This window comes from Streptomyces sp. NPDC096132 (assembly GCF_044763345.1).
In the GTDB taxonomy this organism is placed as follows: Bacteria; Actinomycetota; Actinomycetes; order Streptomycetales; family Streptomycetaceae; genus Streptomyces.
The window spans coordinates 149,614-175,782 of record NZ_JBIWGA010000011.1 but is presented as its reverse complement, the minus strand read 5'-3'; the positions used below and the strand labels follow the sequence as shown (position 1 = coordinate 175,782).

Sequence of the window (26,169 nt, the reverse complement as noted above, 5' to 3'; positions counted from 1 at the left end):
TGACCCGCCTGCCGTTCTGCGGCGGTGTGACTACTCGTCGACCGATCCCGTGCCGCCCGACAGCTGTGCCAGCCGGAACACCACGAACTCCGCGGGCTTGACCGGAGCGACCCCGACCTCGCAGATGACCTGGCCGGCGTCGATGCTCTCGGCGGGGTTGGTCTCCCGGTCGCACTTGACGTAGAACGCCTCGTCCGGGGTCAGCCCGAACAACGCGCCCTTGCGCCACTCGTTGACCAGGAACGCCGAGATGGTGCGTCGGATACGCGCCCACAGGGCGTCGTCGTTCGGTTCGAACACGACCCACTGCGTACCCGTCAGGATCGACTCCTCCAGGTAGTTGAAGAGCCGGCGTACGTTCAGATAGCGCCAGGCCGGGTCGGAGGAGAGGGTGCGGGCACCCCACACCCGGATCCCGCGGCCCGGGAAGGAGCGGACGCAGTTGACGCCGATCGGGTTCAGCAGGTCGTGCTCGCCCTTGGTGATCTGCGTCTGGAGACCGACCGCGCCCCGCAGGACCTCGTTCGCCGGCGCCTTGTGCACACCGCGCGACTCGTCGTTGCGCGCCCACACCCCGGCTATGTGTCCGCTCGGCGGGACGAAGGAGTTGCGGCCGACCGACGGGTCGAAGACCTTGATCCACGGGTAGTAGAGCGTCGCGAACTTCGAGTCGAAGCCGGTCGTGTCCATCCGCCAGTTCTTGATCTGCTGCGGCGACAGCCCGGGGGGAGCGTCCAGGATGGCGACCCGGTCGCCCATCAACTCGCAGTGGGCGATCAGGGCCTGCTGCACGGAGATGACGGTCTCGGCGTCGATGATGCCGCGCTGGTGGGCGCTCATCAGGTCGGGCACGGCCACCATCGTGATCTCGTCGATGGCCTCGAGACCGCCGAAGCCCGTCCGCTCGTCCGCGTCGCCGATGTAGTGGTCGGCCGACACCGCGACCGTGCCGGACCCGGCCGGGGCGGGGGCCGTGCCGGACTTGGCGGCGAGGACGACCGTACCGGTGTCGGGCTTGGTCGACGCGGCGGCCCGGCTGACCTCCTCCAGGACGATGAGCTGCGACTTCTCCTTGACCTTGGTGACGACGTTGTCCTTGCCGCGGCGGGTGGACACCGAGGGGTAGGTCTCCTTCTCCTCCCCGTCCACCTTGACCACCAGCTTGAACGCCTCGTTCGGCGGCGCCTCGCCGTCCGCCCCGCCGACCTCGACGGTGATCTCACCGGTGACGCCCGGCAGGGCGCGGACCCGGAATCCGCCGAGCAGCGCCTCGGCGGCGGACGCCCCGTCCGCCGTCGCGCCGGCGGTCCCGTTCGGGAGCTCTCCCGCGACGCCGTTCCCGCCGTCTCCGATCCGGACGACGTAGCAGTTCCCGCCCCCGTTGGCGAAGTACCCGTACACGGCGGACGCCAGGTAGGAACCCTCGACGAAGTCGCCGAAGACACCCACGTACTGGCTCCAGTTGGTGACGAGCGTCGGCTCGTTCAGGGGCCCTTGCGGGGCGAAGCCGAGAAACGCGGCGACCGAGGTGCCCACTCCCTCGATCGGTCGCGCCCCGGCCTCCACTTCTTCGACGTAGATGCCCGGGGACAGATACGACGGCATATCAACTCCTCCTTGACCTGCGGCCGAACCAGATTCTGACTCCGGCCGCGATCACCTGGAACGTGTCGTCGTCCGCGGCGCGGTGCACAGCCCACTGCCCGATCAGGCACGTCGTCCTTCCCCCGGCCGTACCCACCCTTCTCGTGTACGAGTGGCCACGAACCCGAACACTTGCAGCCATGAAGGCAGCGCCGGACAAAAAGACCAGCGCGAGGACCAACGCGAAGGCCAACGCGAAAACCAGCGCGGCGCCGGCGGTCCCGGCAGCCCCTGCCACGGTCCAGGCCCGGTCCACGGCCGAGGAATCCACCTCACCCACCACGGCGACCGGGCCGGAGACCGCCCCTCCGACGGGCCTCACCCCGCAGCAGTTGCGTCTGCTGCAGGCGGGGGTGGGGAACACTGCGGTGGCCCGGCTGGTCGTGCAACGCCAGGCCGCGGCCGCGCCTCCCACGGACGCCCCGGCTCCGCCGGTCAAACCGCCGCCGTCCGCGTCGCCCGCCTTCCAGGATCTGAAGTCCGAGGTGCGGGCGAAGAAGACCGCGGCCTCCCGGCACGCCCCCGCCGCCACGGAGTCGAAGGCCGCGCAGGACGCCGCCGTGGCCCCGCCGGACGACAAGCAGGCCCAGGGCAAGGCGGCTCAGGCCGAGAAGATGAACGCCGCCAAACCCGGCACGTTCGACAAGGCCGCCTTCATCGCCGCCGTCAACCAGGCCATCGCGGCCCAGGCGCCGAAGAACCTCGACGAGGCCGACAACTTCTCCGGGTCCGGCAAGGCGGAGGCCGTCAAGGGCCAGGTCAGCGGCCAGGTCAGTCAGGGCAAGGCCGCCTCCGCCAAGGAGATCGACTCCACCACCAAGGCAGCCCCGGACCTGTCCAAGGCCCAGGACAAGCCGGTCACCCCGCTCACCCCCGACGCTCCCCCGCCCGTCCTCGGCGCCCCGAACCCGGCAGGCTCCGTGCCTGCCAGGCAACCCGACACGGTCACCGACTTCTCCGGCGGCCCCGCTCAGGTCAACCAGCAGATGGCCGACGCCGAGGTGACGGAGGACCAGCTCGCCAAGAGCAACGAGCCCCAGTTCACCGACGCCCTCAGCGCCAAGAAGGAGGGCGAGAAGCACTCCGCCGCGGCGCCGGGGCAGGCCCGCGGCGCCGAGGCCAAGCAACTGGCCGCCGCCAAGCAGGGCGCGGCGGCCGCCGGCGCCCAGGCCATGACCGGCCTGGCCGCCACCCGGACCGCCACCGGCAAGCAGGTCGACGGCGGCAAGAGCGCCACCAAGTCAGCCGACGAACGCAAACGGGCAGAGGTCACCGCCCGTCTCCAGAAGGTCTTCGACGCCACCAAGACCGACGTCGAGAAGACCCTGTCGGGCCTCGACAAACTCGTCGACGACAAGTTCACCGCCGGCGAGAAGGCCGCGCGGGACGCGTTCACGGCGGATCACAAACGCCGGATGGACGCCTACAAGGACAAGCGGTACTCCGGCTGGACCGGCAAGCTCAAATGGGTCAAGGACAAGTTCGCGGGCATGCCGGAGGAGGCCAACCAGCTCTTCCAGGAGTCGCGCAAGCTCTACGTCGCCCAGATGCAGCAGGTCATCTCGTCCATCGCCGATGTCGTCGGCACCGAACTCGGCAAGGCGAAAGACCGCATCGCGCGCGGCCGGGCCGAACTCAAGGCCGAGGTCGACAAGCTTCCCGCCGACCTGAAGAAGTTCGGCCAGGACGCCGCCAAGGACTTCACGGAGAAGTTCGACGGGCTGGAAGCCGACGTCAACGCGAAATCGGATCAACTGGTCCAGGATCTCGCCCAGAAGTACACCCAGGCGCTGAACGCGGTCGACGACGAGATCAAGAAGCTCCAGGAGGAGAACAAGGGCCTCATCGCCAAGGCCAAGGACGCGGTCGTCGGTGTCATCCAGACCATCATCGAGCTGAAGAACATGCTGCTCGGTGTCCTGGCGAAGGCCGCCACGGCGGTCATGAACATCATCAAGGACCCCATCGGGTTCCTGCGCAACCTGGTCACCGCGGTCGGCGCGGGTCTGAAGCAGTTCATGGGCAACATCGCCGACCACTTGAAGAAGGGTCTGATCTCCTGGCTGCTGGGCACCGCGGTCAGCGCGGGCCTGAACCTCCCCGCCAAGTTCGACCTCAAGGGCATCATCCAGCTCATCGCCGGCATGTTGGGGCTGACCTGGGCCAACATCCGCGCCCGCATCACCCGCAAGGGCGTCCCCGACCGGGCGGTCACCGCGGCCGAACAGTCCGTCCCCGTCGCGCAGGCTCTCCAGAAGGAGGGCCCGGCAGGCGCGGTGGACCACATCAAGGCCTCCGTCGGCGACCTGAAGTCGACGATCCTCCAGAAACTGACGTCCTACCTGATCCCCACCGTCATCGTCGCCGGCATCACCTGGATCATCTCCCTCCTCAACCCGGCCTCCGCCTTCGTCCGCGCCGTCAAGGGCATCATCGACATCGTCACCTTCGTCGTGACCCAGGGCGCCCAGATCATCCAGTTCGTCAACTCGATCCTGGACGCGGTCATCGCCATCGCAAGCGGCGGCGGAGGCGGCGTCCCCGCCCTCATCGAGGGCGCCCTCGCCGCCTCCATCCCGGTCCTCATCGGCTTCCTCGCCGCCCTCCTGGGCGTCGGCAACCTGGCCAACAAGGTCAAACAGGTCTTCCACGCGGTCGCCAAGCCGGTCAACAAGGCGATCGACAAGATCGTGGACTTCATCGCGAAAACAGCGAAGAAGCTCTGGGCAAAACTGAAGGGCAAATCCAGCAAGGACAAGGCGCGCGAAACCGGAAAGCCAGGCGAAAGCAAGGATGTCGAGGTACCCAGGCGGCTGGTCGAACCGGCTGAGCTCACCATCGGCCAGGTCAGTCCCGAACTCGCCAAGGAGATCGAGCAGGCGCCCGACGGGCAGGCCATCCACCAGAACGGCGGCGACCCGAAACAGGTCACCAAGGCCCTGCTGACCCAGCATGGTGACGCCGCATACGACAAGACCAGCGGCACACTCACCCTGCCCGGACTTTCCGGTGGCAGCGCCGGTTCCCTCTCCGCGCTCGGCTCACAGCTCGCCGGCCAGACCGGTGTCTCGAAGGTGACACTGGAAAAGCAGGGCGCGAAGGCCGAGATCTGGGGACACATCAACCCGCGGGTGCGACTGGCCAAAATCGCCGGTCTGCCGACGGATGAGGCGATCCTGCGCATAGCGGTGACGCAGGTCGGCATTGTGCAGTTCCTCAAGAACATGGCCTCTGGCACTCCTATGACGGTTACTCAGGGCACGGTGACCGGCTCGATCGGCATGCCGCAACTCGAGGCGGCGTGGACGAAACAGGAGAACGTCGACTTCCTGAAGAACAGGTTCCGTGGAGCGATGAAGGGCCATCATGAATGGCTGCCGAGTGACTACATTCTTGAGGTGACCCAGCGCGCGTCCAGAGATCTCGTCGAAGGCCCGAAGTGGATAGACCTGCAGCACCAACTCCGCACGGAGACGTTCCGGGTTGTGTACAGTCCCGCGTTGGCGGCACCTTTGATCGTCCAGTACAAGCGTGCCGGAGACACCACGGCGCGCCCGTACAGCGTCCCGCACGGGCACGTCGGGGCGGTCTACTACCCGAGGCGGTCGGGCCAGGAGAAGACCGAGGGATCGTCCACGTTCCACAACGAACTCCGCACCGCGTTCACCGGGGCGACCACCGTCAAGGGGGCCGCGCAGGCAGCACACGCGGTCGCGACCAGATGGGTCTGGGACGGATCGGCCATGTCGCCGGACATCCACCCTCTGTGCGTGGACAAGAATGGCAACCGCGTGACGGCCGCCGGCCAGGCCGCCCACGTGGCTGATATCGCAGCGCTCTTCCGCAAGTTCGTCTGACGGGTAGGAAGACATGAACGATTTCGACTACGAGCGACACCTCGTCAAGGGCGATGCCGACACCGCCCGCTCCTGGGTTGAGTCTTCCGCCCTGCCCGAGGACCAGAAGGCCGACCTGCTGCGGTTCGTCGCGAACTTCCCCTCACTCACGTTCGTCAAGGAAGACGACGCCGTCTTCGACCATTACGCCGAAACGGACGGGGTGACGCTTCCCCCATGGCTGCGTGAGGTGCGATCGACACTCGCGTTCGTGGATCCACCGGCGCTGCTCCAGGTCGACGACTTCCAGTGGTACAACTCGCCGCGATCCGATGACGTGGAAGACATCTGGTACGACCTGCGATTCGGGTACCACGGTGAGGAACAGCGCGCACTCTTCTCGGACGACGCCCGCATCTATCGGATCGGAGGGTCGTGGGACGGCGAGGGGTGCTATCTGGGGGTCGATCTCCTGAATCCGGAGGACCAGCGGATCTTCGACTTCTCCGGCGCCGATCTGCGCGACAACAAGCTCGCCGGACGGCCGGTGCGCGGTTCTCTGTACCCCGTTTTCGGCTCCTACGCCGAGTTCCTCGCGCACATCGCCGAGTTGCGGCCCCTGGACGACGCCACCGAGGACGAGTGACGCCTCGGCCGATGAGGCGTGCCGTTCGGTGGTTCGGTCGGTTCACAGGACCAGCAGATCGACGTACGGCCCGAATTCGCTGGCCAGCGTCAGGCGGCCCAGTTTCTGGTATTCGCGTTGGATGGCGTGGATCAGTTGGCGCATGGTCAGGGGTGAGCCCGCCTCGGCGGTGAGGTAGGCGGCGGTGACGGCGATGGAGCGGATGTTGCCGCCGGCGAGTTCGAAGGAGTGGGCGCAGAAGGGGAGGTCGAGGTCGTCGGCGCCGGGGAGGAGGGGGGCCAGGCAGCGGTGCCAGAGGGCGAGGCGCTCGGTGGGGTCGGGGACGGGGAAGTCGATGACGAGGTCGAGGCGGCGGGTGAAGGCGTCGTCGAGGTTGGCGCGGAGGTTGGTGGCGAGGATGGCGAGGCCGTCGAAGGACTCCATGCGTTGGAGGAGGTAGGCGCTCTCGACGTTGGCGTAGCGGTCGTGGGCGTCCTTGACCTCGGAGCGCTTGCCGAAGATCGCGTCGGCCTCGTCGAAGAGGAGGACGCCGTTCACCCCGGCCGCTTCGGAGAAGATGCGCTCGAGGTTCTTCTCCGTCTCGCCGACGTATTTGTCGATGACGGTGGAGAGGTCGACTGTGTAGAGGTCCAGGCCCAGGTCCGCGGCGATGACCTCCGCCGACATGGTCTTGCCGGTACCGGAGTCGCCCGCGAACAGGGCGACCACGCCCCGGCCTCGGGCGCCGCCGGGGCGCATCCCCCATTCGCCGAGGACGCGGTCGCGGTGGCGGGCGCGAGCGGTGAGTTCTCGGAGCTGGGAGAGGGTGTCGAGGGGCAGGACGAGGTCGTCCCAGCCGACGGCGGGTTCGATGCGGCGGGCGAGGAGGTCGAGTCCGGCGGAGTTCTGGGCCCGGGCGCCGCGGCGTATGTGCTCGGGGCGCAGCTCTCCGTCGTCGAGGAGCGCGTTCTGGGCGGCGCTTCGGGCTGCCAGGGTGATCTGTTCGGGGGTGAGGAGGAAGGGAGCCAGGAGGTTCGGGATGTCGAGGGCAGCGGGCACGGCGGTGCCGTACGCGGCCTGCCACAGCGCGGCTCGCGCGGTCGGCTCGACGCGCGGGGCGCGCAGCAGCAAGGGGGGACGGGTGGACCAGGCGGCGTCCCACGGGACGCGGCCGACGAGGACGACGGGGACGGGCGCGTCCGTCAACTGCCGTAGCAGCACGGCCCGTTCACGGTCCCGGTCCAGGGCGTCGACCGACGCGCAGACCAGGCCGGCGCCGGTCAGGCGGGCCTCGCGTACGGCGGTGCGCACGGCGTCCGCGGGGGCCGGGTCGCGGGCGAGGCGGGCCAGGTCCAGGGCGAGGGCGGGGCGCCCGGCCCGGGCGAGAGCGGTCGCGGCGAGGGCCGGGCCCGCGCCGCCCTGGTCCTCACGCAGGTAGGCCAGGGGGACCTCGGCCGCGAGGGCCCGGGCGAGCGGGGCGGCGTCGCCCGCGCCGGGCACGGGCGAGGCCGGGGTCAGCAGGTCGGCGACCCTGGGGTCGGGGGTGTCGTCGCCGAGCAGGTGGGCGGTGACCCGGTCCGGTACGCGCAGGGCGCGCCCGAGGAACGGGCGGTCCGGGTCCTCGACGATCAGCAGGCCGCCGGAGAGCAGGGGCGCGGTGGCGCCGAGGCGGGCGCGGGCGGAGGCGTCCGCCGGGGACAGCCCGCACAGCGTCAGGGCCAGGCCGATGGAGGGGCGGCGCCGGGTGACGTCGTCGTTGAGATAGCCGTAGAACGACTCGAACCGGGCGTCCAGGTCGGGCAGGAGGGCGATGAGCAGGATCTCGACGTCGAGGTCGGTCAGGCCCAGGCCGGCCGTGAGGCGGCGCAGGCTGGTGGGCGGGTCGGCGGTGTCGGCCCGCGCCTCGGCCTCGGCGTGGCGCGCGGCGTCCGTACGGTCGGGGGCCGCGGGGCGGGGCGGCGCGTGGAGGAGGCGGTCGACGGCGTCGTCGGTGAGGTAGAGACCCCGGAAGGCGTCGTCGGGGTTGGGGTCGGTCTGCCTGCGGGCGGCGACCGCGCGGCGTACGCGTTCCTCGACGAGGACCACCCGGTCCAACAGGTGGCGAAGGCTGGGGTTCTCGGCGATGGGATGCTCCTCGCTCCGCTCGGTCTGGACGCAGGATGGGTACCGCGGATCGTGCGTGGCCGGCCGCGTGGTCCTACACGCCCCTCACGGAACGCAGTGCCGCGCCGGACCCTCGGCATGACCGCGAGCGCGGCACTCGCGGGCCGGCGCCGGGCCCCCGCGCGAACACGCCGGCACCGCGCCGCCCGCGGGCAACCCGCCACCGACTCGTCCGCCGCCACACCCCGCACCAGGTCCCGGCAGGCGCCCTGCCCACCCAGGCCTCCACCAGCCCGCGCTCACTCGCGAACACGCCGATACCGCGCCGACCGCAGGCACCCGCCACCGACTCGTCCGTGCCCGCCCCGCACCAGGTCCCGGCGGACGCCCTGCCCACCCGAGCTTCCACCAGCCCGCGCTCACTCGCGAACACGCCGGTACCGCGTCGGCCGTGGGCGGCGCGGTGGCGACTCGTCCGCTGGGGCGGCTGCCCGTGGGCCGGTGGGGCCCTGGTCGGTGTGACGGGTGTCCTCCAAGCCGAGCCGCAGGCCGCCCTCCTCGGTGACCGGGGGCGCCGCCGGAACGGTTCCCGTGCCGACGAGGGGGACGCTGACCACGAGGTCGAGGGAGGGCTTCAGCTCACCGCCGAGCGCGCTCCACACATCGGAGAACGACCGGTCCTCGGGGGGCGGCAGCGCGATCGTCATCGGCACCGACAACGGAAGCGCGGCCAGGGAGCCGGTCATGTGTTCGGTGGGCATGGCATCGCTGTCCAGCAGGCACAGCAGGAGGGACGACAGCAGGCGGTGTTCGTCCTCGGGGCGCCGGGTCCAGGCGGTGATCAGGTAGGACAGTTTGAAGTACCGGGGCGGGCGGTGCCGGGCGACGACGGTGCCGCGCGCGTCGTATTCGTTGGAGAGACCGCGGGAGCGGCGGCGCATGTCCTCCCGGATGTCGTAGAGGTACAGATTGACGGTGGGGGCGTTGACCTTGGCCGCCCACTCGCGGGTGGGTGCGTCGAACACGACGCTGACCTGTGTGCCGCCCAGGGCGTCGCTACGGACGAGGGCGCGCAGTGCGTCGTCCACTTCGTGGATCACGGTTCCACCTCCGCGCGGTTCATCCGCGGCCGATGAAGTCGGGTGGCTGGAGGCTGCGGGGCACGACGAGGACCTTCGCGGTGACCGGGTCGTATCCGGGTCCTGTGGCGCGGAGCAGCCGTGGTCCGGTCCGGTCCTTGCGCAGGACGAGGACCTGGGTGCGGAACGTGCCGTCGGCGCCCACCCGCACCGGAACCGTCCCCGCGGTGATGCCCTGGCTCCATTTCAGCTGTACGACGGTTCCGGCCGGGAAGTCGCGGCCCTCGGCGAGGACGACGTCGCCGAGCCGGGCGACGACGGGCCCGACGGTCAGCACGGGCTTGAGGACGCGGAGCCGGAGCGTGTCGGTGTTGTTGGCGGTGCGCGGGTCGGTCGGCGTGCCGGCGACCCGGGCCGTCAGGGTGCCGCTGGTGGCCTTGTCGTACGACAGCCGGGTGGTGACCTGGATCCGGCCGCCGTCCGGAAGGGTGCAGGGGCGGGCGGTGGTGCAGCGGTCCTGGGGGCTCACCACGGTGGCGGTCCCGGGGGTCTGGGCGGTCAGGACGACGTTCGTCGCGGGGTCCGGTCCGGCGTTGGTGAGGGTGAACGTCACCGTGACGGTGCCGCCGGTGAAGGCCGGCTGCGGGCTCGCGGCAGCGGTCACGGCGAGGTCGGCGGCGGGCGCGACCGGCACGGGCGGGATCAGGACGACGGTGAAGACGGCGGTGTCGGTGCCGGTGTTGCCCGCCTCGTCGGTCGCCGTGCAGGTGACGGTGGTCTTCCCGATCGGGAAGGTCGAACCGGAGGGCGGGGTGCAGGTGGTGGGCAGGGTGCCGTCGACGACGTCCTGGGCGGTGGCGGTGTACGAGACGGGTGCGCCGTCCTGGCTGAGGGTGCGCACGGTCCGGTCGTCCACCTGGACGACGGGCTTGCCGTCGTCGACGACGGTGAAGACGGCGGTGTCGGTGCCAATGTTGCCCGCGGCGTCGGTCGCGGTGCAGGTCACGACGGTCTCGCCGACCGGGAAGGTGGAACCGGACACGGGCGTGCAGGTGACGGGCAGGGGTCCGTCGACGAGGTCCTGGGCCGTGGCGGTGTAGTCGATCAGGGCGCCGTCGGGGCCGGTGGCCGGCTCGGTGCGGTCGTCCACGGTGACGACGGGCGCGGTCGTGTCGACCACCGTGATCACGGCGGTGTCCGTACCGGTGTTCTCGTGCGCGTCCGCCGACGTGCAGGTGACGGTGGTCTTCCCGACCGGGAAGGTGGAGCCGGGGGGCGGTGTGCAGCTGACCGTCGTCGGTCCGTCCACGGTGTCGACCGCGGTGGCCGGATACTCCACGACCGCGCCGTCGGGACCGGTGGCCTCCACGGTCAGGTCGTCGACGGTGACGACGGGCGGGGTGGTGTCGACGACGGTGACGACGCCGGTGTCCTTACCGGTGTTCTCGCGGGAGTCCGTCGCCGTGCAGGTCACGGTCGTCTCCCCGATCGGGAAGACCGAGCCGGACGGTGGCTCACAGGTGACGGGCAGGTTCCCGTCGACCGTGTCCTGCGCCGACGCGGGGTACTCCACGACCGCGCCGTCGGGGCCGGTGGCCTCCGCTGTGCGGTCCTCGACGGTGACAACGGGGCCGGTCGAGTCGGTCACCGTGAACTCGGCCGTGTCGCGGCCGGTGTTGCCGGCCTTGTCGGTCGCCGTGCAGGTGACGGTGGCTTTCCCGATCGGGAACGTCGAACCGGAGGGCGGCTCGCACACCACCGGGACGTCGCCGTCCACGAGGTCCTTGGCCGTGGCCGGATACTCGATCACGGCGCCGTCGGGGCCGGTCGCCTCCACGGTGCGGTCGTCCACGCTCACGACCGGCGCGGTGGTGTCGACGACGGTGAACACGGCCGTGTCGCGGCCGGTGTTGCCCGCCCTGTCGGTCGCCGTGCAGGTGACCGTCGCCCGCCCGAGGGGAAAGCGTGTCCCGGAGGGCGGCTCGCAGGACACCTTGACGTCGCCGTCGACGTTGTCGCGCGCGGCGGCCGTGTAGTCGACGACCGCTCCGTCCGGGCCGGTGGCTTCCACCGTGCGGTCGTCGACGGTCACCGCCGGGGCGGTCACGTCGTTGACGGTGATGCGGATCTGCTCCCGGTAGTCCGGGTCGGCCGCCGGGCCGAGGGTGAACTGGACCGTGCAGGACAGCGTGGCGCCCTGCGGCGCGTCCGGGGACACCGTGATCCGCTCGCTGAAGGAGGCGGTCTGGCCGCTGGTCACCTGGACGCTCGCCGGGGAGAGGGAGACGCCCAGCGAGGGGTCGCAGTCGACGAGCCGGTGGCCGACGGTGACGGGCAGGTTCGTCAGGCCCTGGACGATGGCGTCCGACACCTGCCCCGCGTCGATGCCCTGGAGGTACGTACCGCCGGTGGCCTGGGTGACCTGGGTGGCTTGGCCGTACTCGTCGAGCCCGTCTCCGCCGACGCCGACGGCGAGGACCTTGACGCCGTGGTTCTTGAGCGTCTGTATGACGTCGGCCATGTAGTGGTTGTTGCTCGGTTCGTGGGTGGGTGCGTCACCGACGAGGACGACGATGGGGGTGGCCCCGTCCCGGAAGGGGTTCCGGCCGCCCGCCCCCGTCGCCACCTCGTACAGACCGTTGCCCCAGTCCTCCGGGATGTCGTCGCCGTGGTCGGCCTCCAGCTGATCGACGCCGCGCTGGATGGCGTCGCGGTTGTTGGTGAACGGCTGGTGGAGGAGGAAGAGCCAGTCCGTGCCGACCTCCGGGTCGGCCTGGTCACCGAAGCTGGCGACGGCGAACCGGGAGTCGGGCTGCACGTCGAAGACCCGGTCGACGATCGTGGGCAGGTTGGCCTTCACATTGGCGATGACGTTGCCCATGCTCCCCGTGTTGTCCACCAGCAGCACCACGTCCGGCTTGGGCGGCACCGCCGGGGTCTGCACCCGCTTGGCGACGGTGATGGAGGCGCCGGGATTCAGCGACTGCTCCACCAGCGACGGAGTGACCGGGGACGACGGGACCGTCGCCGCCGGGGGCGAGGAGGAGGATGACGAAGAGGGGGGCGAGGCGGAGGACGTGGCGGAGGGCGAAGGAGAGGCCGAAGCCGCCGGCCGGGCCCGCGGCGCCGTGTCTCCGATGCCGGCCCCTACCGCGCCGAACGCGAGGAGCGAGGCCATCAGCCCCGCCCGCAGCCGGAACAACCGCACGACATCCCCTCCCAGATCGGTGTCTGCCCCACCGTCCCCGGCGCCGCTCTTCGGCGGGGCGGCGCACGGGACACGCGTTTGGGAAGTGCGCTCTGCCCTTCCGGGCAGTCGGCCTCTCCCCCCGCCGTCGAGGCGGACCGCCCCCTCAGATCAGCCCCTGCCGCAGCGCATAGGCGACGACGTGAGAGCGATTGCGGAGGTGCAGCCGGGTGACGAGGTCGTGCAGGATGTTCTTGATGGTGCGTTCGGAGTACGCGAGTTTCGTGGCGATGTCCCCGGTGTCGTATCCCTCGGCGACGAGTCGTACGACCTCGATCTCCCGGTCGGTGAGCCCGCTGAAGTTCAGTCCGCGCGGCGCCAGCACCTGGCTCTGCAACTGGCCGACCTGCTCCAGCAGACGGCCCAGCAGGTCCGCGGGGACGCTTCCCTCTCCCCTGGCCACCGCGTTGATCACCTGCACCAGCCGCTCCGGCGTGGCCTCGGACCGGCGCAGGATGCCCGCCACCCCGCACTCGGCGGCACCGACCAGTTGCTGGTCGTCGATGCGGGTGGCGATCAGCGCCACCCGGGCCGCCGTCGTCCGCCGGATGTGACGAAGGGTCCGCAGCGACTCCTCGTCTATGGTTTCCACGACGACCACCACCACGGCGGCGGCCGGTTCCTCCCCCTCCTCCTGCAGCCGGATCTCCGGCCGGGGCCGCAGTTGGGTGGCGACCCCCGCTCTGGAGATCGGGTCATCCGCCCGCAGGCACACCACTATCCGGTCCACACCAGTCTCCCCCCTGGTCGAGCGCATTTCGCGGCGCGTCGAGCAGTATGCGGGAGGCGACTCCACGCAAAGTCAACAAGGTGTCAATGGGCACCTCAGCTTCCCGAAAGTCTTCCTGAGAGGCCCGTGTCCGCCGTCACCACCGGCCATATTGTGCCGATCATGACAACTGCGGCGAGCCTGGACACGACCGCTGTGACCGCCGAGCCTGGTGGGCGGGTCGACGTCCCCCTTCAGGTACGCAACTCCGGCAGCACGGTGGAGGAGTATCGCTTCGAGGTCGTGGGCCCGGCAGCGGCCTGGGCGACCGTCGAACCAACGAGCCTTTCGCTGTTTCCGGACAGTACGGGCACCGCGGTTCTCGCGCTGAGCCCGCCCCGAAGCTCGGAGGTGCCGGCCGGGGACGTCCCGTTCGGGGTGCGGGTGGTGCCCACCGGCGCGCCCGACACGGCAGTGGTCCCCGAGGGCGTCGTCACGGTCCTGCCGTTCGCCGAGATCACCGGGGAGCTGGTGCCCCGCGGGTTCGAGGGCGCTTGGCGCGGCCGTACGGACGTGGCCGTCGACAACCGTGGCAACATCCCGATGACGGTGCGGCTGGCGGCCCAGGGTGACAGCTCCCGGGTGCGGCTGCGCTTCTCCCGGGAGACCGTCGAGCTGGCGCCGGGTGCGGCCGAGTTGTCGCGGCTCACCGCGCGTCCGGCGCGGCGGCTGTGGCGCGGCGCTCCCGTCGTGCATCCCTTCCAGGTGGTCGTGACGCCCACGGGCGACGTGCCGCACGAGCCGGTCCCCTTGGACGGCACCTACCAGCAGGACGCGATACTGCCGCGCTGGCTGCCGCGCGCCCTGATGGCGGCGGTGGCCGCGGTGGTGGCCCTGGCCATCGTGTGGTTCGCCCTGCTGCGCCCGGTGGTGCGGTCGGCGGCGCGGGAGGAGTCCAAGAAGCAGGTGGCCGCCGTGATGTCGCCCAGCCCCGGCGCGTCCGGCGCCGCGAGCGGCGGTGGCTCGTCCGGTGCGTCGGCCGGCGCCGGGAAGGGAGAGGACGCGGCGGGTGGTGGCTCACCGACCTCCGGCGCCGCGGCGGGATCGGCCGGCAGTACCGGCGGAGGCACGGGCGGCGCGGGCACGGCGGGAAGTGCGGGCGGGGGTGGCGGGGATCCGCGCAGTGCTCAGGCCGGGGTCAAGGACTCGGTGGGCGGCGACCCGACGTCCGGCACGGTCTACCGTGTCCCGGCCGGTCAGACGTTCGACCTGACGGACCTCGTGGTGCAGAACCCGCAGGGCGACTCCGGCACCGTCGTCATCTCCGCCGGGAGCCGGACCCTGCTGAGGCTGGCGCTGCAGAACTTCCGTGACCAGGACTACCACTTCGTCACCCCGATCGTGGTGCCCGCCGGAGGGCGGATCACCATGACGGTGACCTGCAGCGAGGTGGGAAAGCCGGTGGGCGGTCCGACGCCGTCCCAGTGCGACGGGTCGGTGCTGGTCGGCGGGACGCTGCGCGAGGCACCCAGCACGAGCGCCTCTCCCTCCCCTTCCCCCGCCGCGGGCTGATCCCGCCGCGGGCTGATCCGGCCGAGGGCGGCGGGACCGGCAGGGCCCCCGGGTACGTGCCCGGGGGCCCTGCCGCCGGTCAGGCGTCGCCCGGCTCCTCCTGCTGCTCCTCCTCGGCGCGTTGCACGAACAGCCCCTGCACGTCGGCGGGTTCCTCGTCCTCCTGCTCGGCCTCCCGCTGGACCACCGCGGACGATCCGGGAGCGGCCGCCGCCCCCTCCACGGTCGGTGCGGCCGGGGCCGGGGCGGACATGACGCGTTCGGCGTTCGCGCCGGCCTCCCGCTCATACCGGTCCGAGGGGTCGCTGACCCGGATCCCGCCGGGGGCCGTGGTCCCGTCGACCGGGCCGCTGCGCTGCTGGATCACATGGGTCAGCTCATGGGCGAGCGTCGTGCGCCCGGCATGGGACGACGGGTCGTAGGCATCCCGCTGGAAGACGACGTTGTTGCCGACGGTGTAGGCATGCGCGCCGACGGACTTCGCGGACTCGTGCGCCGCGTCGCCCGTGTGCACCCGCACGTCGGAGAAGTCCGCGCCGAGCCTCGCCTCCATGTCGGAGCGGACATCGCCGCCGAGGCTCTGCCCGGAGCCGGACCCGATGACGTCGTGCACGGGCGAGCGCTGCGGCGCGGTGCCTTCCTCGTCCTGCTCCCGCTGCAGCATGGCGCCCACCGCGCTGTTGCCGACGGCTCGCTGCAGCGTGCCCATGCCGGACGGGCCCAGAACATCGGGGCGACCCGCGGCTGCCGCCTTGAACAGCCGCGAGTCGTCGGTCTGGGGCTGCCTGTGGCCGGCTTGTTGGTGGTCGTGGTCCTGGTCGTGTTCGTGTACGTGATCGGGCATTCTCGCTCCCTGGGACGTCCAGCGGCAGACCTCTTCGACCCTGACACTGCCTCAGCGCGTGCACCGGGTACAGGCGTGCGGCTGCCCACGGGGGTGCAGCCACCGCTGCCCGATAGGGCACACGCCGCCCCGCTTCGAGCTGCCGAACCCGCCACAGCCACCGCCTGTACCGTGAGCGCGCTGTCGACCGGGGTGGCGGTGCCCCGTTCGGGGCCGCCGAGCGCTCCGGAAAAAACTTCGGCCCGGTGTCAACCGGTTCCGCCTCCCCGGGCGTACAGCTCATGCCACGTGTTCACCATCGGGGAGCCCCATGACCGTCGAGGAGTTCGAGGAGTTCTACGCGCACTCCCGGCAGTCCCTGGTGGGACAGCTGTACCTGATGACCGGTGACCTCCACGAGGCGCAGGACGTCGTGCAGGAGGCGTTCGTGCGGGCCTGGGCCAGGCGGGGGCGACTCGACCGGAACGCCGGGCCCGAGGCGTGGATCCGGACCGTCGCCTGGCGGCTCGCCGTCAGCAGGTGGCGCAGGCGCGGCAGGTCCCTGGATGCCTGGCGGCGCCGTACGGGCGGGGAGGCGGACAGCGCCGCGGGCCCCGATCCCGGCACGGTCGTCCTGGTGGCCGCGCTGCGGCGGCTGTCGGAACGACAGCGCCGGATCGCCGTCCTGCACTACGTCTGCGACCTCACCGTGGAACAGGTCGCCGCCGAGACCGGGATAGCGACCGGCACGGTCAAGACGCATCTCTCCCGGGCCCGCGCCGCCCTCGCTCCCCAGCTGTCCGACGCCGCGTTCAAGGAGGACCACGGTGTCTGAGCCCACCGAGTCCCACGACCCCGGTCAGGACCTCGCCCTGGCCTCGGCCCTCAAGCGGGCCGCCGACGTGCGCGATCGGCTGACGCCCGTGCCGGTGGCCCGGGTCGAGGCCCTGGGTACGCGTCGTCGACGCCGGGTCCTGATCACCGCTGCCGCCTGTGCCGTGTGCGTACTGGGCGGAGCCGGCGCCCTGGCCGCCGTACGGCTCGAGCCGGCGCCGCGGCCCGCCGCGCCCGTGGTCACGCACACGCCCACGACGACACCGACGGCGACGGCGAGCGGTCTCACGCCCTCTCCGTCCGTCCCGGCCTCGTCGGCTTCCTCCGCCGTGCGGCCGCCCGCCGGCTCCGGTTCCTCGACCGGCGTGGCGTCCGACCGCCCGGCGGCGGGCCGCAGTGCGACGGCCGACCCGGTCGCCTCCGTAGAGCCCTCGCAGCGGGCGGCGGGCGAGCCGTCCGCGGACAGCGGTGCGGGCTCCGCCGGCGCCCCGTACGTCAGCCCCACACCGACCGGCGCCGCGGAGGAGTCCGCGGCCGTGGTCGTCGTACCGTCTTCCGGCTCGTAAGGACACCCGCCCTGTGCCCGAGACCCTGCAGGACGCTCCGGCTCCGCTGCTGCCCGAGCCCCCCGTACCGGCGCCGGTCACGCCTCCCCCGCGTGACCGGCGCCCCCGTCCGCCCGGCCGGCGTGCCCCCTGGCTCCTGGCAGCGGCCCTGTTCGCCGCGTACGCGACGCTGTCCGTCGCCCGGTACCGGTATCTGGCCACCCGGTCCTGGGACCTCGGCATCTTCGAGCAGGCGATCCGCGCCTACGCCCAGCTGCGGGCGCCGGTCGTCGATCTGAAGGGGCCGGGGTTCAACGTCCTGGGCGACCACTTCAGTCCCGTCCTCGCTCTCCTCGCCCCCTTCTACCGGCTCTTCCCCTCCCCGCTCACCCTGCTCGTCGCCCAGGCGGCCCTCTTCGCGCTGTCGGCGGTCCCCGTGACCCGTGCGGCCACCGCGCTGCTGGGCCGCCGGCGCGGCCTCGCGATCGGGATCGCGTACGGACTGTCCTGGGGTGTGCAACGGGCCGTCGACTTCGACTTCCACGAGATCTGCTTCGCCGTACCGCTCGTCGCGTTCGGCCTGGAGGCCGTCCTGGCCCGCAGGTGGCTTCCGGCCCTGCTGTGGGCGCTGCCTCTGGTACTGGTCAAGGAGGACCTGGGGCTGACGGTGGCGGCCCTCGCCCTGGTCGTGGCGCTGCGGTCCCGCCGTTCCGCGCCGCGCGCGGCCCTGTGCGCCCTCGCCGTGGCGGTGCTCGGCGTCGCCGCGACCGTCGTCACCCTCGCCGTCGTCGTCCCGGCGTTCAACACGTCCGGCGGCTACGACTACTGGACCAAGGTCGACAGCGGGTTCTCCCTGTTCGACGGGGTGGACACCAAGGTCCGCACCCTCCTGTGGCTGCTGCTGCCGACCAGCGGTCTGCTGGCCCTGCGGTCACCGTTGCTCGTGGTCGCCCTGCCCACGCTGGGCTGGCGTTTCCTCTCCTCCGACGACCACTACTGGGGTACCTACTGGCACTACAGCGCGGTGCTGATGCCGGTCGTCTCGCTGGCCCTCGTCGACGCGCTCGCCCGGGCGGGCCTGAGCTCCCGGCCGCGGCTGCGTGCGTACGCCCATCACCTGCCCGCCGCCGTCGCCGGGGCCGCGCTGGCCCTGACGACCTCGCTCCCGCTGTCCGCGCTGACGGAGTCCGCCGCCTACGACACTCCCGAGTACGTCGCGCGCGTCGAACGCGCCCTGGACCGGATCCCGGACGGCGCGACGGTCGAGGCCAACATCGGCCCCATCAGCCGCCTCACCTCCCGCTGCCGCGTCCTCTGGCTCGGCAACACGCGGGGAATCACGCCCGACTACATCGCCCTCGACAACACCGGCAAGCGGATCGGTGACATCGAGGCGTACGTCCGCCGACTCCACCCGCACGCCCGCTACACCATCGCCGACGCCGCCCACGGCTACGTCGTCCTCGAACGCGGCACCTGACTCCCCCTCTGGCTATAACGGTCGTCATAGTCTAGCGTGACCTCCGTCTATAACGACCGTCATAAACCATGTCCGTCGAAGGGAGACTTCGTCATGCCGATGATTCGCCTCAGCGTCCCCGCCGGTGCGCTCACCGAGCGGGGCCGCGCCACCGTGCAGCGCGACCTCGCCGCCGTGCTGCTGCGCTGGGAGGGCGCGCCCGACACCGCGTTCTTCCGCGCCCAGGCGTGGAGCTACCTCGTCGAACTGCCCGAGGGTGCCCAGACCACCGCCGAGGACGACGCGCCGCGCTTCCTCGTGGAGGTGACCGTGCCCGAGGGCGCCCTGTCCGAGCGCCGCAAGGCCGGCCTGGTCGAGGACGCCACCAGGACCGTGCTCGCGGCCGCCGGGCTCTCCCCGGACGACTCCCTGCGCGTGTGGGTGCTGGTGCACGAGCAGCCCGACGGCACCTGGGGCGCCGGCGGCTCCGTCATCCGCTACGCCGACCTGGTCGCCCTCGCGAAGGGGCAGCGGGCGGATGCGTGAACTGACCTACGTCGCCCGGCACACCGTCGAGTGGCGCGAGGCGCCCGACCCCCGGCTCCGGTCCGGGCAGGAGGCGATCGTCGCGCCGGTGGCGGCCACCTCCTGCGACGTCGACTCCGCGATCCTGGCCGGGCACGGCTTCGTCGACCCGCCCTTCGCCCTCGGTCACGAATGCGTGGCCCGGGTCGTGGACACCGGCGACGAGGTGACATCCGTAGTACCGGGCGATCTGGTGGTCGTGCCCTGGTCCGTCAACTGCGGCACCTGCGACCACTGCCGCGCAGGGCTCACCGCCCACTGCACGGCCGTACCGCACATGGCCATGTACGGCGCACCGATCGGCGGGGACTGGGGCGGGCTCTTCTCCGACCTGGTCCGCGTCCCGTACGCCGACGCCATGCTCGTACCACTGCCGGACGGCCTGGATCCCGTCGCCATGGCATCGGCGAGCGACAACTGGTCCCTGTCCTGGCGCCTGGTCGCCCCTCACCTGAAGGCGAGGCCGGGCGCCCGCGTCCTGGTCGTCGCCCGGGGCAGCATCGGCCTGTACGTGTGCGACATCGCCCGCGCGCTCGGCGCCTCCGACGTGCTGTACGTCGACCCGGACCCCGGACACCGCGCGCTGGCCGAGACGTTCGGGGCCCGTACCGCGGAGTCGATCGAGCCCGTCCGGCACGGTTTCGACCTCGCGGTCGAGGCCACCGGTCGCGTCGACCAGCTCGCCCTCGCCGTCAAGTGCCTCGCCCCGGAGGGATTCTGCGAGAGCGCGGGCAACCACTTCCGGCCCGGCGAGCTGCCGCTGCTCGACATGTACCTCACCGGCGTCACCCTGCGCATCGCCCGCGACAACGTCCGGGGCCACATCCCCGACGCGCTGGAGCTCGCCGCCTCCGGAAAGGTCGCACCCGAGCGCGTCGTCTCCCATGTCCTCGACTGGGAGCACCTGCCCGAAGCGCTGCCGGAAAAGCATCTGAAGCCCGTCTTCGTACGCTCCGTCGGCTGACCGAGCGCCGCGCGAACCGACCGCACCCCGGTCGAGAAACCCGATGAACGCACCACCGAACAGAACTCTGACGCCCCAGGCCGGGCCCGGGGACCTACTGCCGGACGGGCGGGAAGTCAGGCCTGCGGAGGCCCTGTAAGACCGACCCTCACCGGTCGGCGGTGGCCTGTGAAACAGGAACCCGTGGTGGTACCGCGATGGGGGTCCCCCCTGGTCGAGCGAAGCCGAGACTTGGGGGAGGTACGGACCGCAATCTCCCGCCCTCGGGCAGGATCTTCGTGGCGGGCTCGATCACAGTCGAGGACGGTCCCTCGGTCGCGCTGGTCACCGCGGACGGCGTCTTCGTCTCACCCGGCCCCTACCGCGCCCGCACCCTGTTCCCGGGCGGGGCGCGGTAGGGGTCGCGCCTCGGAGCGCCCCACGTCGGATGCCCCAGGTGTCACGCCCGGGGCGTCCGGTTCAGATCGGCCGGCGCGGAGGCGGGGAGCAGCACCACCCCGTCCTCGTCGGCGTGCAGGACGTCTCCGGGCGCGAAGGTGACCCCACCGAAGCTCACCGGCACGTCCACCGCCCCGCTGCCGGCCTTGCCGCTCTTGCGCGGATTGCTGCCGAGGGCCTGCACGCCGACGGATATCCCGGCCAGCACGGCGACGTCACGGACCGCGCCGAGGATCACCAGGCCGGCCCAGCCGTTGCCGCGGGCCCGCTCGGCCATGAGGTCGCCGAGCAGGGCGCTGCGCAGGGAGGCCCCGCCGTCGACCACCACGACGTGTCCGTCACCGGGTTCGCGCAGGAGTGCGTGCAGCAGGGCGTTGTCCTCGCGGCAGGAGACGGTCCGGATCGGTCCGGCGAAGGAGCGCAGGGCGCCGTACGAGGTGAACTGCACGTCACAGACGCGCAGTCGGTCGCCGTGTTCGTCGACGAGATCGGCGGTGGGGACGGGTGTCGTGGACATGGGCGGTGTCGTGGACATGGGCGCGGGCTCCAACCTCTTCGAGTTCATCTCCGAGCCTTTTGTATCAAAAACACGGTCGATACAATTAGTCCGCGTCGATCATTTTCCAGGGACGGGAGCGGACGTGACCTCATCCACCAGCCTCGGTCAGCGACAGCCCAGGACAGCCGCCGCGCTGTCCCGGAGGGCGATGGTCACCCTCCCGATCGCGGCCATGGGAGCCGTACAGGCCAGGTCGGCGGCGGCAGCCCGTTCCTCGCGTTCCTCGCGACGGGCACGGACCGTCGCCTACGTGGGCTCCCGGACCACGGCCGCGCGCGAGGGGCAGGGCAAGGGCATCGAGGTGTACGACCTCGGCCCGAACGGCGACGACCCCACACTGCTCCAAACCGTCGAGCTGGACAATCCGACGTTCCTCGCCACCGACCGCACCCGGCGTTTCCTGTACGCGGTGCACGGCGACTTCACCTACGTCAGCGCCTACCGCATCGCCCCCGGCACCGGCCTGCTCACCGCCCTGGGCCACCAGGACACCGGCGGACGCAACCCGGCGCACCTCGCGGTCGACCCCACCAACCGCTTCCTGGTGGTGGCCAACCATTCCTCGGGCAGCGTGGCGACCCTGCCGCTGCTGGACGACGGCCGGCTCGGCCCGGTCGCCGACCTGCTGCCCCTGCCCGGCACTCCGGGTCCGCACCGCACGGAGCAGACCGGCTGCAAGCCGCACCACGTGCCCTTCTCACCCGACGGCCGCTTCCTCGTCGTACCGGACAAGGGCCTGGACCGGATCTTCACCCTCACCCTCGACGCGGGGTCCGGAAAGCTGGGCCTCGCCTCGTCCGTGGCGACCCGTGAGTTCGCCGGGCCACGGCACATCGCCTTCCACCCGCGCCTGCCGTACGCGTACACGATCGACGAACTGCGCTCGACGGTGACCGCCTACGGGTGGGACGCGGGGAAGGGCGCGCTGGAGCCGCTGCAGATCCTGTCGAGCACCGCACCCACCATGACCGGCGACAGCCGGGGTGCGGAGATCGCGGTCAGCCCGGACGGGCGGTTCGTGTACGCCTCCAACCGCGGCGGCGCCGGGGACAGCAGCCCGGGCGGTCCCGAGCCGGACATCATCGGCGTGTTCCAGGTGTCGGCGCGGACAGGGCGGCTGCGGCCCGTGGAGTGGATCTCCACCCAGGGCATCCGGCCGCGGTTCTTCTGTCTGAGCCCCGACGGGCGCAGGCTCTACGCCGCCAACGAGCGCAGCCACACCGTCGTGACGTACGACGTCGACACCGCGGGCGGCGGGCTCACGCCCACGGGAACGGTGGTGCGCACCGGCTCTCCGGTGTGCGTCCTCCTCCAGCGCGTTCCGTAAGCTGTGGCGTCACCGATCCCTCATGGGAAGAGCGCAGGAACGATGTCGCGGCCGAACCTCACCACCTCACTCGCCACCCGGCTGGTGGACCTCTTCCGCCGCAGCGGGCTGAAGGAGGGCGCGCACGTCACCGAGCAGTGGGCGGCGGACACCCTGGAGGTCTCCCGCACCCCGGTGCGCAAGGCGATGCTGTTCCTGCACGAGGTGGGCATCCTCGAACGCGTTCCCAACCGGGGCTTCTTCCTCGCGCGGGACGCGAGCGCCCTGGCCCGGCCGGACCTGAGCCAGGGCGAGGACGTGGAGCAGTCGGCGTACTTCGAGATCGCCGACGACTATGTCGCGGGGCGCTTCACGGGCGCCTTCACCTCGGCCGACATCGCCCGCCGCTACCGGTTGACGCCGCGTCAGGCGGACCGGGTGCTGGCCCGGATGGAGGCGGAGGACCTGGTCCGGCGCAAGCCGGGCGGCCGGGGCTGGGAGTTCCAGCACGTCATGGCGACGGTCGACGCGCACGCCCAGAGCTACCGGTTCCGGATGATCATCGAGCCGGCCGCACTGCTGGAACCGGGCTTCACCGTGGACGCCGATGCGTTCGCGCTGCACCGCCGGCAGCAGGAGGCCCTGCTGCACGGGGACATCCTGCTGCTCCCGCGCGCCGAGTTGTTCCAGGTCAACGCCTCGTTCCACGAGATGCTGGTCGGCTGCTCCGGCAACCAGTTCCTCCTCGAGGCCGTACGCCGGCAGAACCGGCTGCGCCGGCTGATCGAGTACCGCCACCAGATCGACCGCTCCCGCCTGGCCAACCAGGCCCGCGAGCACCTCAGGCTCCTGGACCTGGTGGAGAGCGGCGACCTCGAGGCTGCCTCGTCCTTCCTGCACGAGCACCTGAGCAAGGTGCGGTCGATCAAGACCGGGACCGCCCCCGAGGAGTAGTCGTCACCTCGCCACGAGGGCTCCCCAGGCAGCTCCATGGCAGAGGTTGTATCAATAAGCGGAGTGAGACAATATGAGGGCGCCGCAGCCTGTCCTCAAGGCGCCGAGAGGCATGTTTGTACTTGCCTTGAGCATTGATGCAATCTCGCGGAGACCTCGCCACGCCTACGACAGCAGGGGATCATGAACGCCGACCTCACCGCCGTGCTCACCGTCGAGGGCCGCTCCTACCGCTACCGGCCCCTGGACCGGGTCCTCGCGGCCGAGGAGCTGGACGCGCTGCCGTACGCGGTGCGGGTGCTGCTGGAGAACGTGGCCCGCCGGGCCCCGGAGTCGCTGGCGGACGTGGCGGCCCGGGCCCGCGCCGGCAGCGGCAGCTGCGAGGTGCCGGTGCACCCGAACCGGATCATGCTGCACGACACCACCTGCCTGCCGGCCCTGGCCGACTTCGCGGCCATGCGCGACAGCGTCGCCGAACTCGGCGGGGATCCCGGGCGGCTGCAGCCGTCGATCCCCGTGGACCTCACCGTGGACCACTCCGTGATCGTCGAGGAGTACGGCCGCCCCGACGCCGTGGAGCGCAACCTGCTCATCGACTTCCGGCGCAACGGCGAACGGTACGAGATGGTCAAGTGGGCCGAGCGCAGCGTGGACAACTTCCGTGTCGTCCCGCCGGGCACCGGCATCATCCACCAGGTCAACATGGAGGTGCTGGCCCGTGTCGTGTGGGTGACGGAGGCGGCCGACGGGGGCCTGCCCTGGCTGCACCCGGACGTCCTGGTGGCGACCGACAGCCACACTCCGATGATCAACGCCCTGGGCGTGGTCGGCTGGGGCGTCGGCGGCCTCGAAGGACAGGCCGCCATGCTGGGCGAGCCGGTCACCATCCCCTACCCGGACGTGGTCGGCGTGCGCCTGACCGGCCGGCTGCGGCAGGGCATCGGCGCCACCGACCTCGCCCTCACCCTGACCGAACTCCTGCGCGCCCACGGCGTGGTGAACAAGTTCGTCGAGTTCTGCGGCGACGGCGTCACCTCGCTGGGCTGGGCCGAGCGTGCCGCGGTCTCCAACATGGCCCCCGAGTACGGCGCGACCTGCGTCCACTTCCCCTACGACGACGAGACCGCCGCCTATCTGCGGCTGAGCGGCCGGACCGAGGACCATGTCCGGCGCGTCGACGCCTATCTCACCGCACAGGGCCTCAAGCGCACCGCCGACCGCCCCGTCCCGCGCTACGACCAGCTGCTCGACCTCGATCTCGGCACCGTCCAACCCAGCGTGGCGGGCCCGAACCTGCCGCACCAACGGCTGCCGCTGTCCCGCGTCCCGGACTCGTTCCGCCAGGCCGCAGGCCGAGCGCGCCCCGGAGCGAGCGCGGCCCGGGACGCCTTCGGCGAACCGCTCCCCGACGGCCCCGTCGCCATCGCCGCCATCACCAGCTGCACCAACACCGCCAACCCGGCCCTCGTGGTACAGGCGGCGCTGCTCGCCGAACGGGCGGTGCGGGCGGGGCTGACCGCCAAGCCCTGGGTCAAGACCTCGCTCTCCCCCGGCTCACGCGTCGTCGAGGAGTACCTGCGCAGGGCCGGGCTGCTGCCCGCCCTGGAGAAGACCGGCTTCCACATCGTCGGCTTCGGCTGCATGACCTGCATCGGCAACTCCGGCCCCCTGCACCCGGCGATGGAGGACCTCGCCGAGGACGGCGCGGCCGAACCGGTCGCCGTCCTGTCCGGCAACCGCAACTTCGCGGGCCGCGTCAACCCCCGCGTCTCCCTGTCGTACCTCGCCTCTCCGCCCCTGGTCGTCGCCTACGCCCTGGCCGGGTCGGTCCTCCACGACTTCGACGAGGAGCCGTTGGGGACGGACCACGACGGCCGGCCGGTCTTCCTCGAGGACCTGTGGCCCTCGGACGAGGAGGTCGCCTCCTGCGTCGAGAAGTTCGTACAGCCGGAGATGTTCCGGGCCAACGCCGCACGCATCCGGCAGGGCACCCCGGCCTGGCGGGAGATCGACGCCCCCGGCGGCACCCGCTTCCCCTGGCACCCGGAGTCGACGTACATCCGCCGCCCGCCGCACCTCACGGAGCTGTCCGCGCACCCGCCGGCGCACCTCACGATCGACCGCGCCAGGGTCCTCCTCCGGCTCGGCGACAACGTCACCACCGACCACATCTCCCCCGCCGGCGCCATCCCCGCCCGCAGCACGGCGGGCCGGTGGCTCACCGAACGCGGAGTCGCCCGCCGCGACCTCAACCAGTACTCCACGCGCCGCAGCAACCACGAGGTCATGCTGCGCGGAGCCTTCACCAACGCGGCGGTGACCAATCTGCTGCTCGACGACCAGCCGGGACCGGGCGGCCACGCGTACACGGCCGACGGCACCCGGGTCCTGCCCGTCCACGAGGCCGCCCCCACCTACCGGGAGGCGGGCTACGACCTGGTCGTCGTCGCCGGCCGCGACTACGGGGCCGGCTCCAGCCGGGACTGGGCGGCCAAGGCCCAGGCGCTGCTGGGCGTGCGCGCGGTCATCGCCGGGTCGTACGAACGCATCCACCGCAGCAACCTGATCGGCATGGGCGTCCTGCCACTGGAGTTCACCGAGGGCGACGACGCCTCCTCCCACGCCTTCACCGGCGAGGCGGAGCTCTCCTTCGAAGGACTCGACGGCCTGACCGTCGGCACCAACCGGGTCACCCTGCGGCTGCGCGGCGCCGAGGGCCGCCACGACACCGCGGAACTGCGGCTGCGGATCTTCTCCCGTCAGGAGCTGACCTACCTCCGCCACGGCGGCATCCTGCCGTACGTGGTCCGCCGCGCCCTTCCCGCACCATGACGCTCCTCTCCGCGGCGGGGGCAACACGGTGGAGCATATCAACCGGTAAACCGGT

Annotated in this window: 18 protein-coding genes; 11 read left to right on the top strand and 7 right to left on the bottom strand. The window is 71.6% G+C overall.

The features are described 5' to 3' along the window. Nucleotides 1-30: 30 nt before the first annotated feature. Entirely contained in the window at nt 31-1,605 is a 1,575-nt protein-coding gene (locus ACIRF9_RS25985; RefSeq protein WP_403826824.1) for a phage tail sheath family protein, read from the bottom strand. A 179-nt stretch (nt 1,606-1,784) separates the two neighbouring features. Between ACIRF9_RS25985 and ACIRF9_RS25980 the strand changes: the two genes are divergently transcribed. Next, nucleotides 1,785-5,501: a hypothetical protein gene (locus tag ACIRF9_RS25980; protein WP_403826821.1), complete on the top strand. Its 3,717-nt coding sequence runs from the start codon at nt 1,785-1,787 to the stop codon at nt 5,499-5,501. Nucleotides 5,502-5,514: 13 nt separating this feature from the next. Continuing rightward, nucleotides 5,515-6,126 carry a hypothetical protein gene (locus ACIRF9_RS25975; RefSeq protein ID WP_403826818.1) on the top strand — a complete coding sequence of 204 codons (612 nt, stop codon included), beginning with the start codon at nt 5,515-5,517 and terminating at the stop codon, nt 6,124-6,126. Between the two features lie 42 nt (nt 6,127-6,168). Here the strand turns inward: ACIRF9_RS25975 and ACIRF9_RS25970 are convergent, their stop codons facing one another. The 4 genes from ACIRF9_RS25970 to ACIRF9_RS25955 all read right to left on the bottom strand — a co-directional run bounded on the left by ACIRF9_RS25970 (nt 6,169) and on the right by ACIRF9_RS25955 (nt 13,264). Beyond that, on the bottom strand, nt 6,169-8,229 hold the full coding sequence (locus ACIRF9_RS25970) for an ATP-binding protein (RefSeq protein WP_403827148.1): 2,061 nt from the start codon (nt 8,227-8,229) through the stop codon (nt 6,169-6,171). Between the two features lie 398 nt (nt 8,230-8,627). Beyond that, the gene (locus ACIRF9_RS25965; protein WP_403826815.1) at nt 8,628-9,308 is read right to left on the bottom strand and encodes a DUF4255 domain-containing protein; all 681 of its coding nucleotides are present in this window, start codon (nt 9,306-9,308) and stop codon (nt 8,628-8,630) included. A 19-nt stretch (nt 9,309-9,327) separates the two neighbouring features. Then, nucleotides 9,328-12,279, bottom strand: a complete 2,952-nt coding sequence (locus tag ACIRF9_RS25960; protein ID WP_403826812.1) for an HYR domain-containing protein — start codon at nt 12,277-12,279, stop codon at nt 9,328-9,330. Nucleotides 12,280-12,640: 361 nt separating this feature from the next. Beyond that, entirely contained in the window at nt 12,641-13,264 is a 624-nt protein-coding gene (locus ACIRF9_RS25955; protein ID WP_403826809.1) for a response regulator transcription factor, read from the bottom strand. A gap of 162 nt (nt 13,265-13,426) precedes the next feature. Here ACIRF9_RS25955 and ACIRF9_RS25950 point away from each other — a divergent pair, with 162 nt between their 5' ends. Further along, nucleotides 13,427-14,815 carry a hypothetical protein gene (locus ACIRF9_RS25950; protein ID WP_403826807.1) on the top strand — a complete coding sequence of 463 codons (1,389 nt, stop codon included), beginning with the start codon at nt 13,427-13,429 and terminating at the stop codon, nt 14,813-14,815. A gap of 79 nt (nt 14,816-14,894) precedes the next feature. On the opposite strand, the gene ACIRF9_RS25945 is transcribed toward ACIRF9_RS25950, so the two are convergent. Then, nucleotides 14,895-15,659 carry a DUF4157 domain-containing protein gene (locus tag ACIRF9_RS25945; protein ID WP_403826804.1) on the bottom strand — a complete coding sequence of 255 codons (765 nt, stop codon included), beginning with the start codon at nt 15,657-15,659 and terminating at the stop codon, nt 14,895-14,897. A gap of 310 nt (nt 15,660-15,969) precedes the next feature. Here ACIRF9_RS25945 and ACIRF9_RS25940 point away from each other — a divergent pair, with 310 nt between their 5' ends. From ACIRF9_RS25940 to ACIRF9_RS25920, 5 genes are all read left to right on the top strand, one after another. Then, on the top strand, nt 15,970-16,473 hold the full coding sequence (locus ACIRF9_RS25940; RefSeq protein ID WP_403826801.1) for a SigE family RNA polymerase sigma factor: 504 nt from the start codon (nt 15,970-15,972) through the stop codon (nt 16,471-16,473). Next, on the top strand, nt 16,466-17,038 hold the full coding sequence (locus tag ACIRF9_RS25935) for a hypothetical protein (RefSeq protein WP_403826798.1): 573 nt from the start codon (nt 16,466-16,468) through the stop codon (nt 17,036-17,038). The genes ACIRF9_RS25940 and ACIRF9_RS25935 overlap by 8 nt, the downstream gene beginning before the upstream one ends. Before the next feature lie 13 nt (nt 17,039-17,051). Then, complete coding sequence (locus tag ACIRF9_RS25930) at nt 17,052-18,497, top strand: DUF2079 domain-containing protein (protein ID WP_403826795.1); 1,446 nt, start codon at nt 17,052-17,054, stop codon at nt 18,495-18,497. Nucleotides 18,498-18,590: 93 nt separating this feature from the next. Then, nucleotides 18,591-19,022, top strand: a complete 432-nt coding sequence (locus tag ACIRF9_RS25925; RefSeq protein WP_403826792.1) for a 4-oxalocrotonate tautomerase family protein — start codon at nt 18,591-18,593, stop codon at nt 19,020-19,022. Next, entirely contained in the window at nt 19,015-20,025 is a 1,011-nt protein-coding gene (locus ACIRF9_RS25920; RefSeq protein ID WP_403826789.1) for a zinc-binding dehydrogenase, read from the top strand. Before ACIRF9_RS25925 ends, ACIRF9_RS25920 begins: the two co-directional genes overlap by 8 nt. A 439-nt stretch (nt 20,026-20,464) precedes the next feature. Here ACIRF9_RS25920 and rraA read toward each other — a convergent pair whose 3' ends face one another. Next, the gene (rraA, locus tag ACIRF9_RS25915) at nt 20,465-20,998 is read right to left on the bottom strand and encodes a ribonuclease E activity regulator RraA (RefSeq protein ID WP_403826786.1); all 534 of its coding nucleotides are present in this window, start codon (nt 20,996-20,998) and stop codon (nt 20,465-20,467) included. Nucleotides 20,999-21,104: 106 nt separating this feature from the next. On the opposite strand from rraA, the gene ACIRF9_RS25910 reads away from it, so the two are divergent. From ACIRF9_RS25910 to acnA, 3 genes are all read left to right on the top strand, one after another. Next, nucleotides 21,105-22,349: a lactonase family protein gene (locus tag ACIRF9_RS25910; RefSeq protein ID WP_403826783.1), complete on the top strand. Its 1,245-nt coding sequence runs from the start codon at nt 21,105-21,107 to the stop codon at nt 22,347-22,349. A gap of 42 nt (nt 22,350-22,391) precedes the next feature. Then, complete coding sequence (locus tag ACIRF9_RS25905; RefSeq protein WP_403826780.1) at nt 22,392-23,282, top strand: FCD domain-containing protein; 891 nt, start codon at nt 22,392-22,394, stop codon at nt 23,280-23,282. 183 nt (nt 23,283-23,465) lie between these two features. Continuing rightward, complete coding sequence (acnA, locus tag ACIRF9_RS25900) at nt 23,466-26,114, top strand: aconitate hydratase AcnA (RefSeq protein ID WP_403826777.1); 2,649 nt, start codon at nt 23,466-23,468, stop codon at nt 26,112-26,114. Nucleotides 26,115-26,169: the final 55 nt, after the last annotated feature.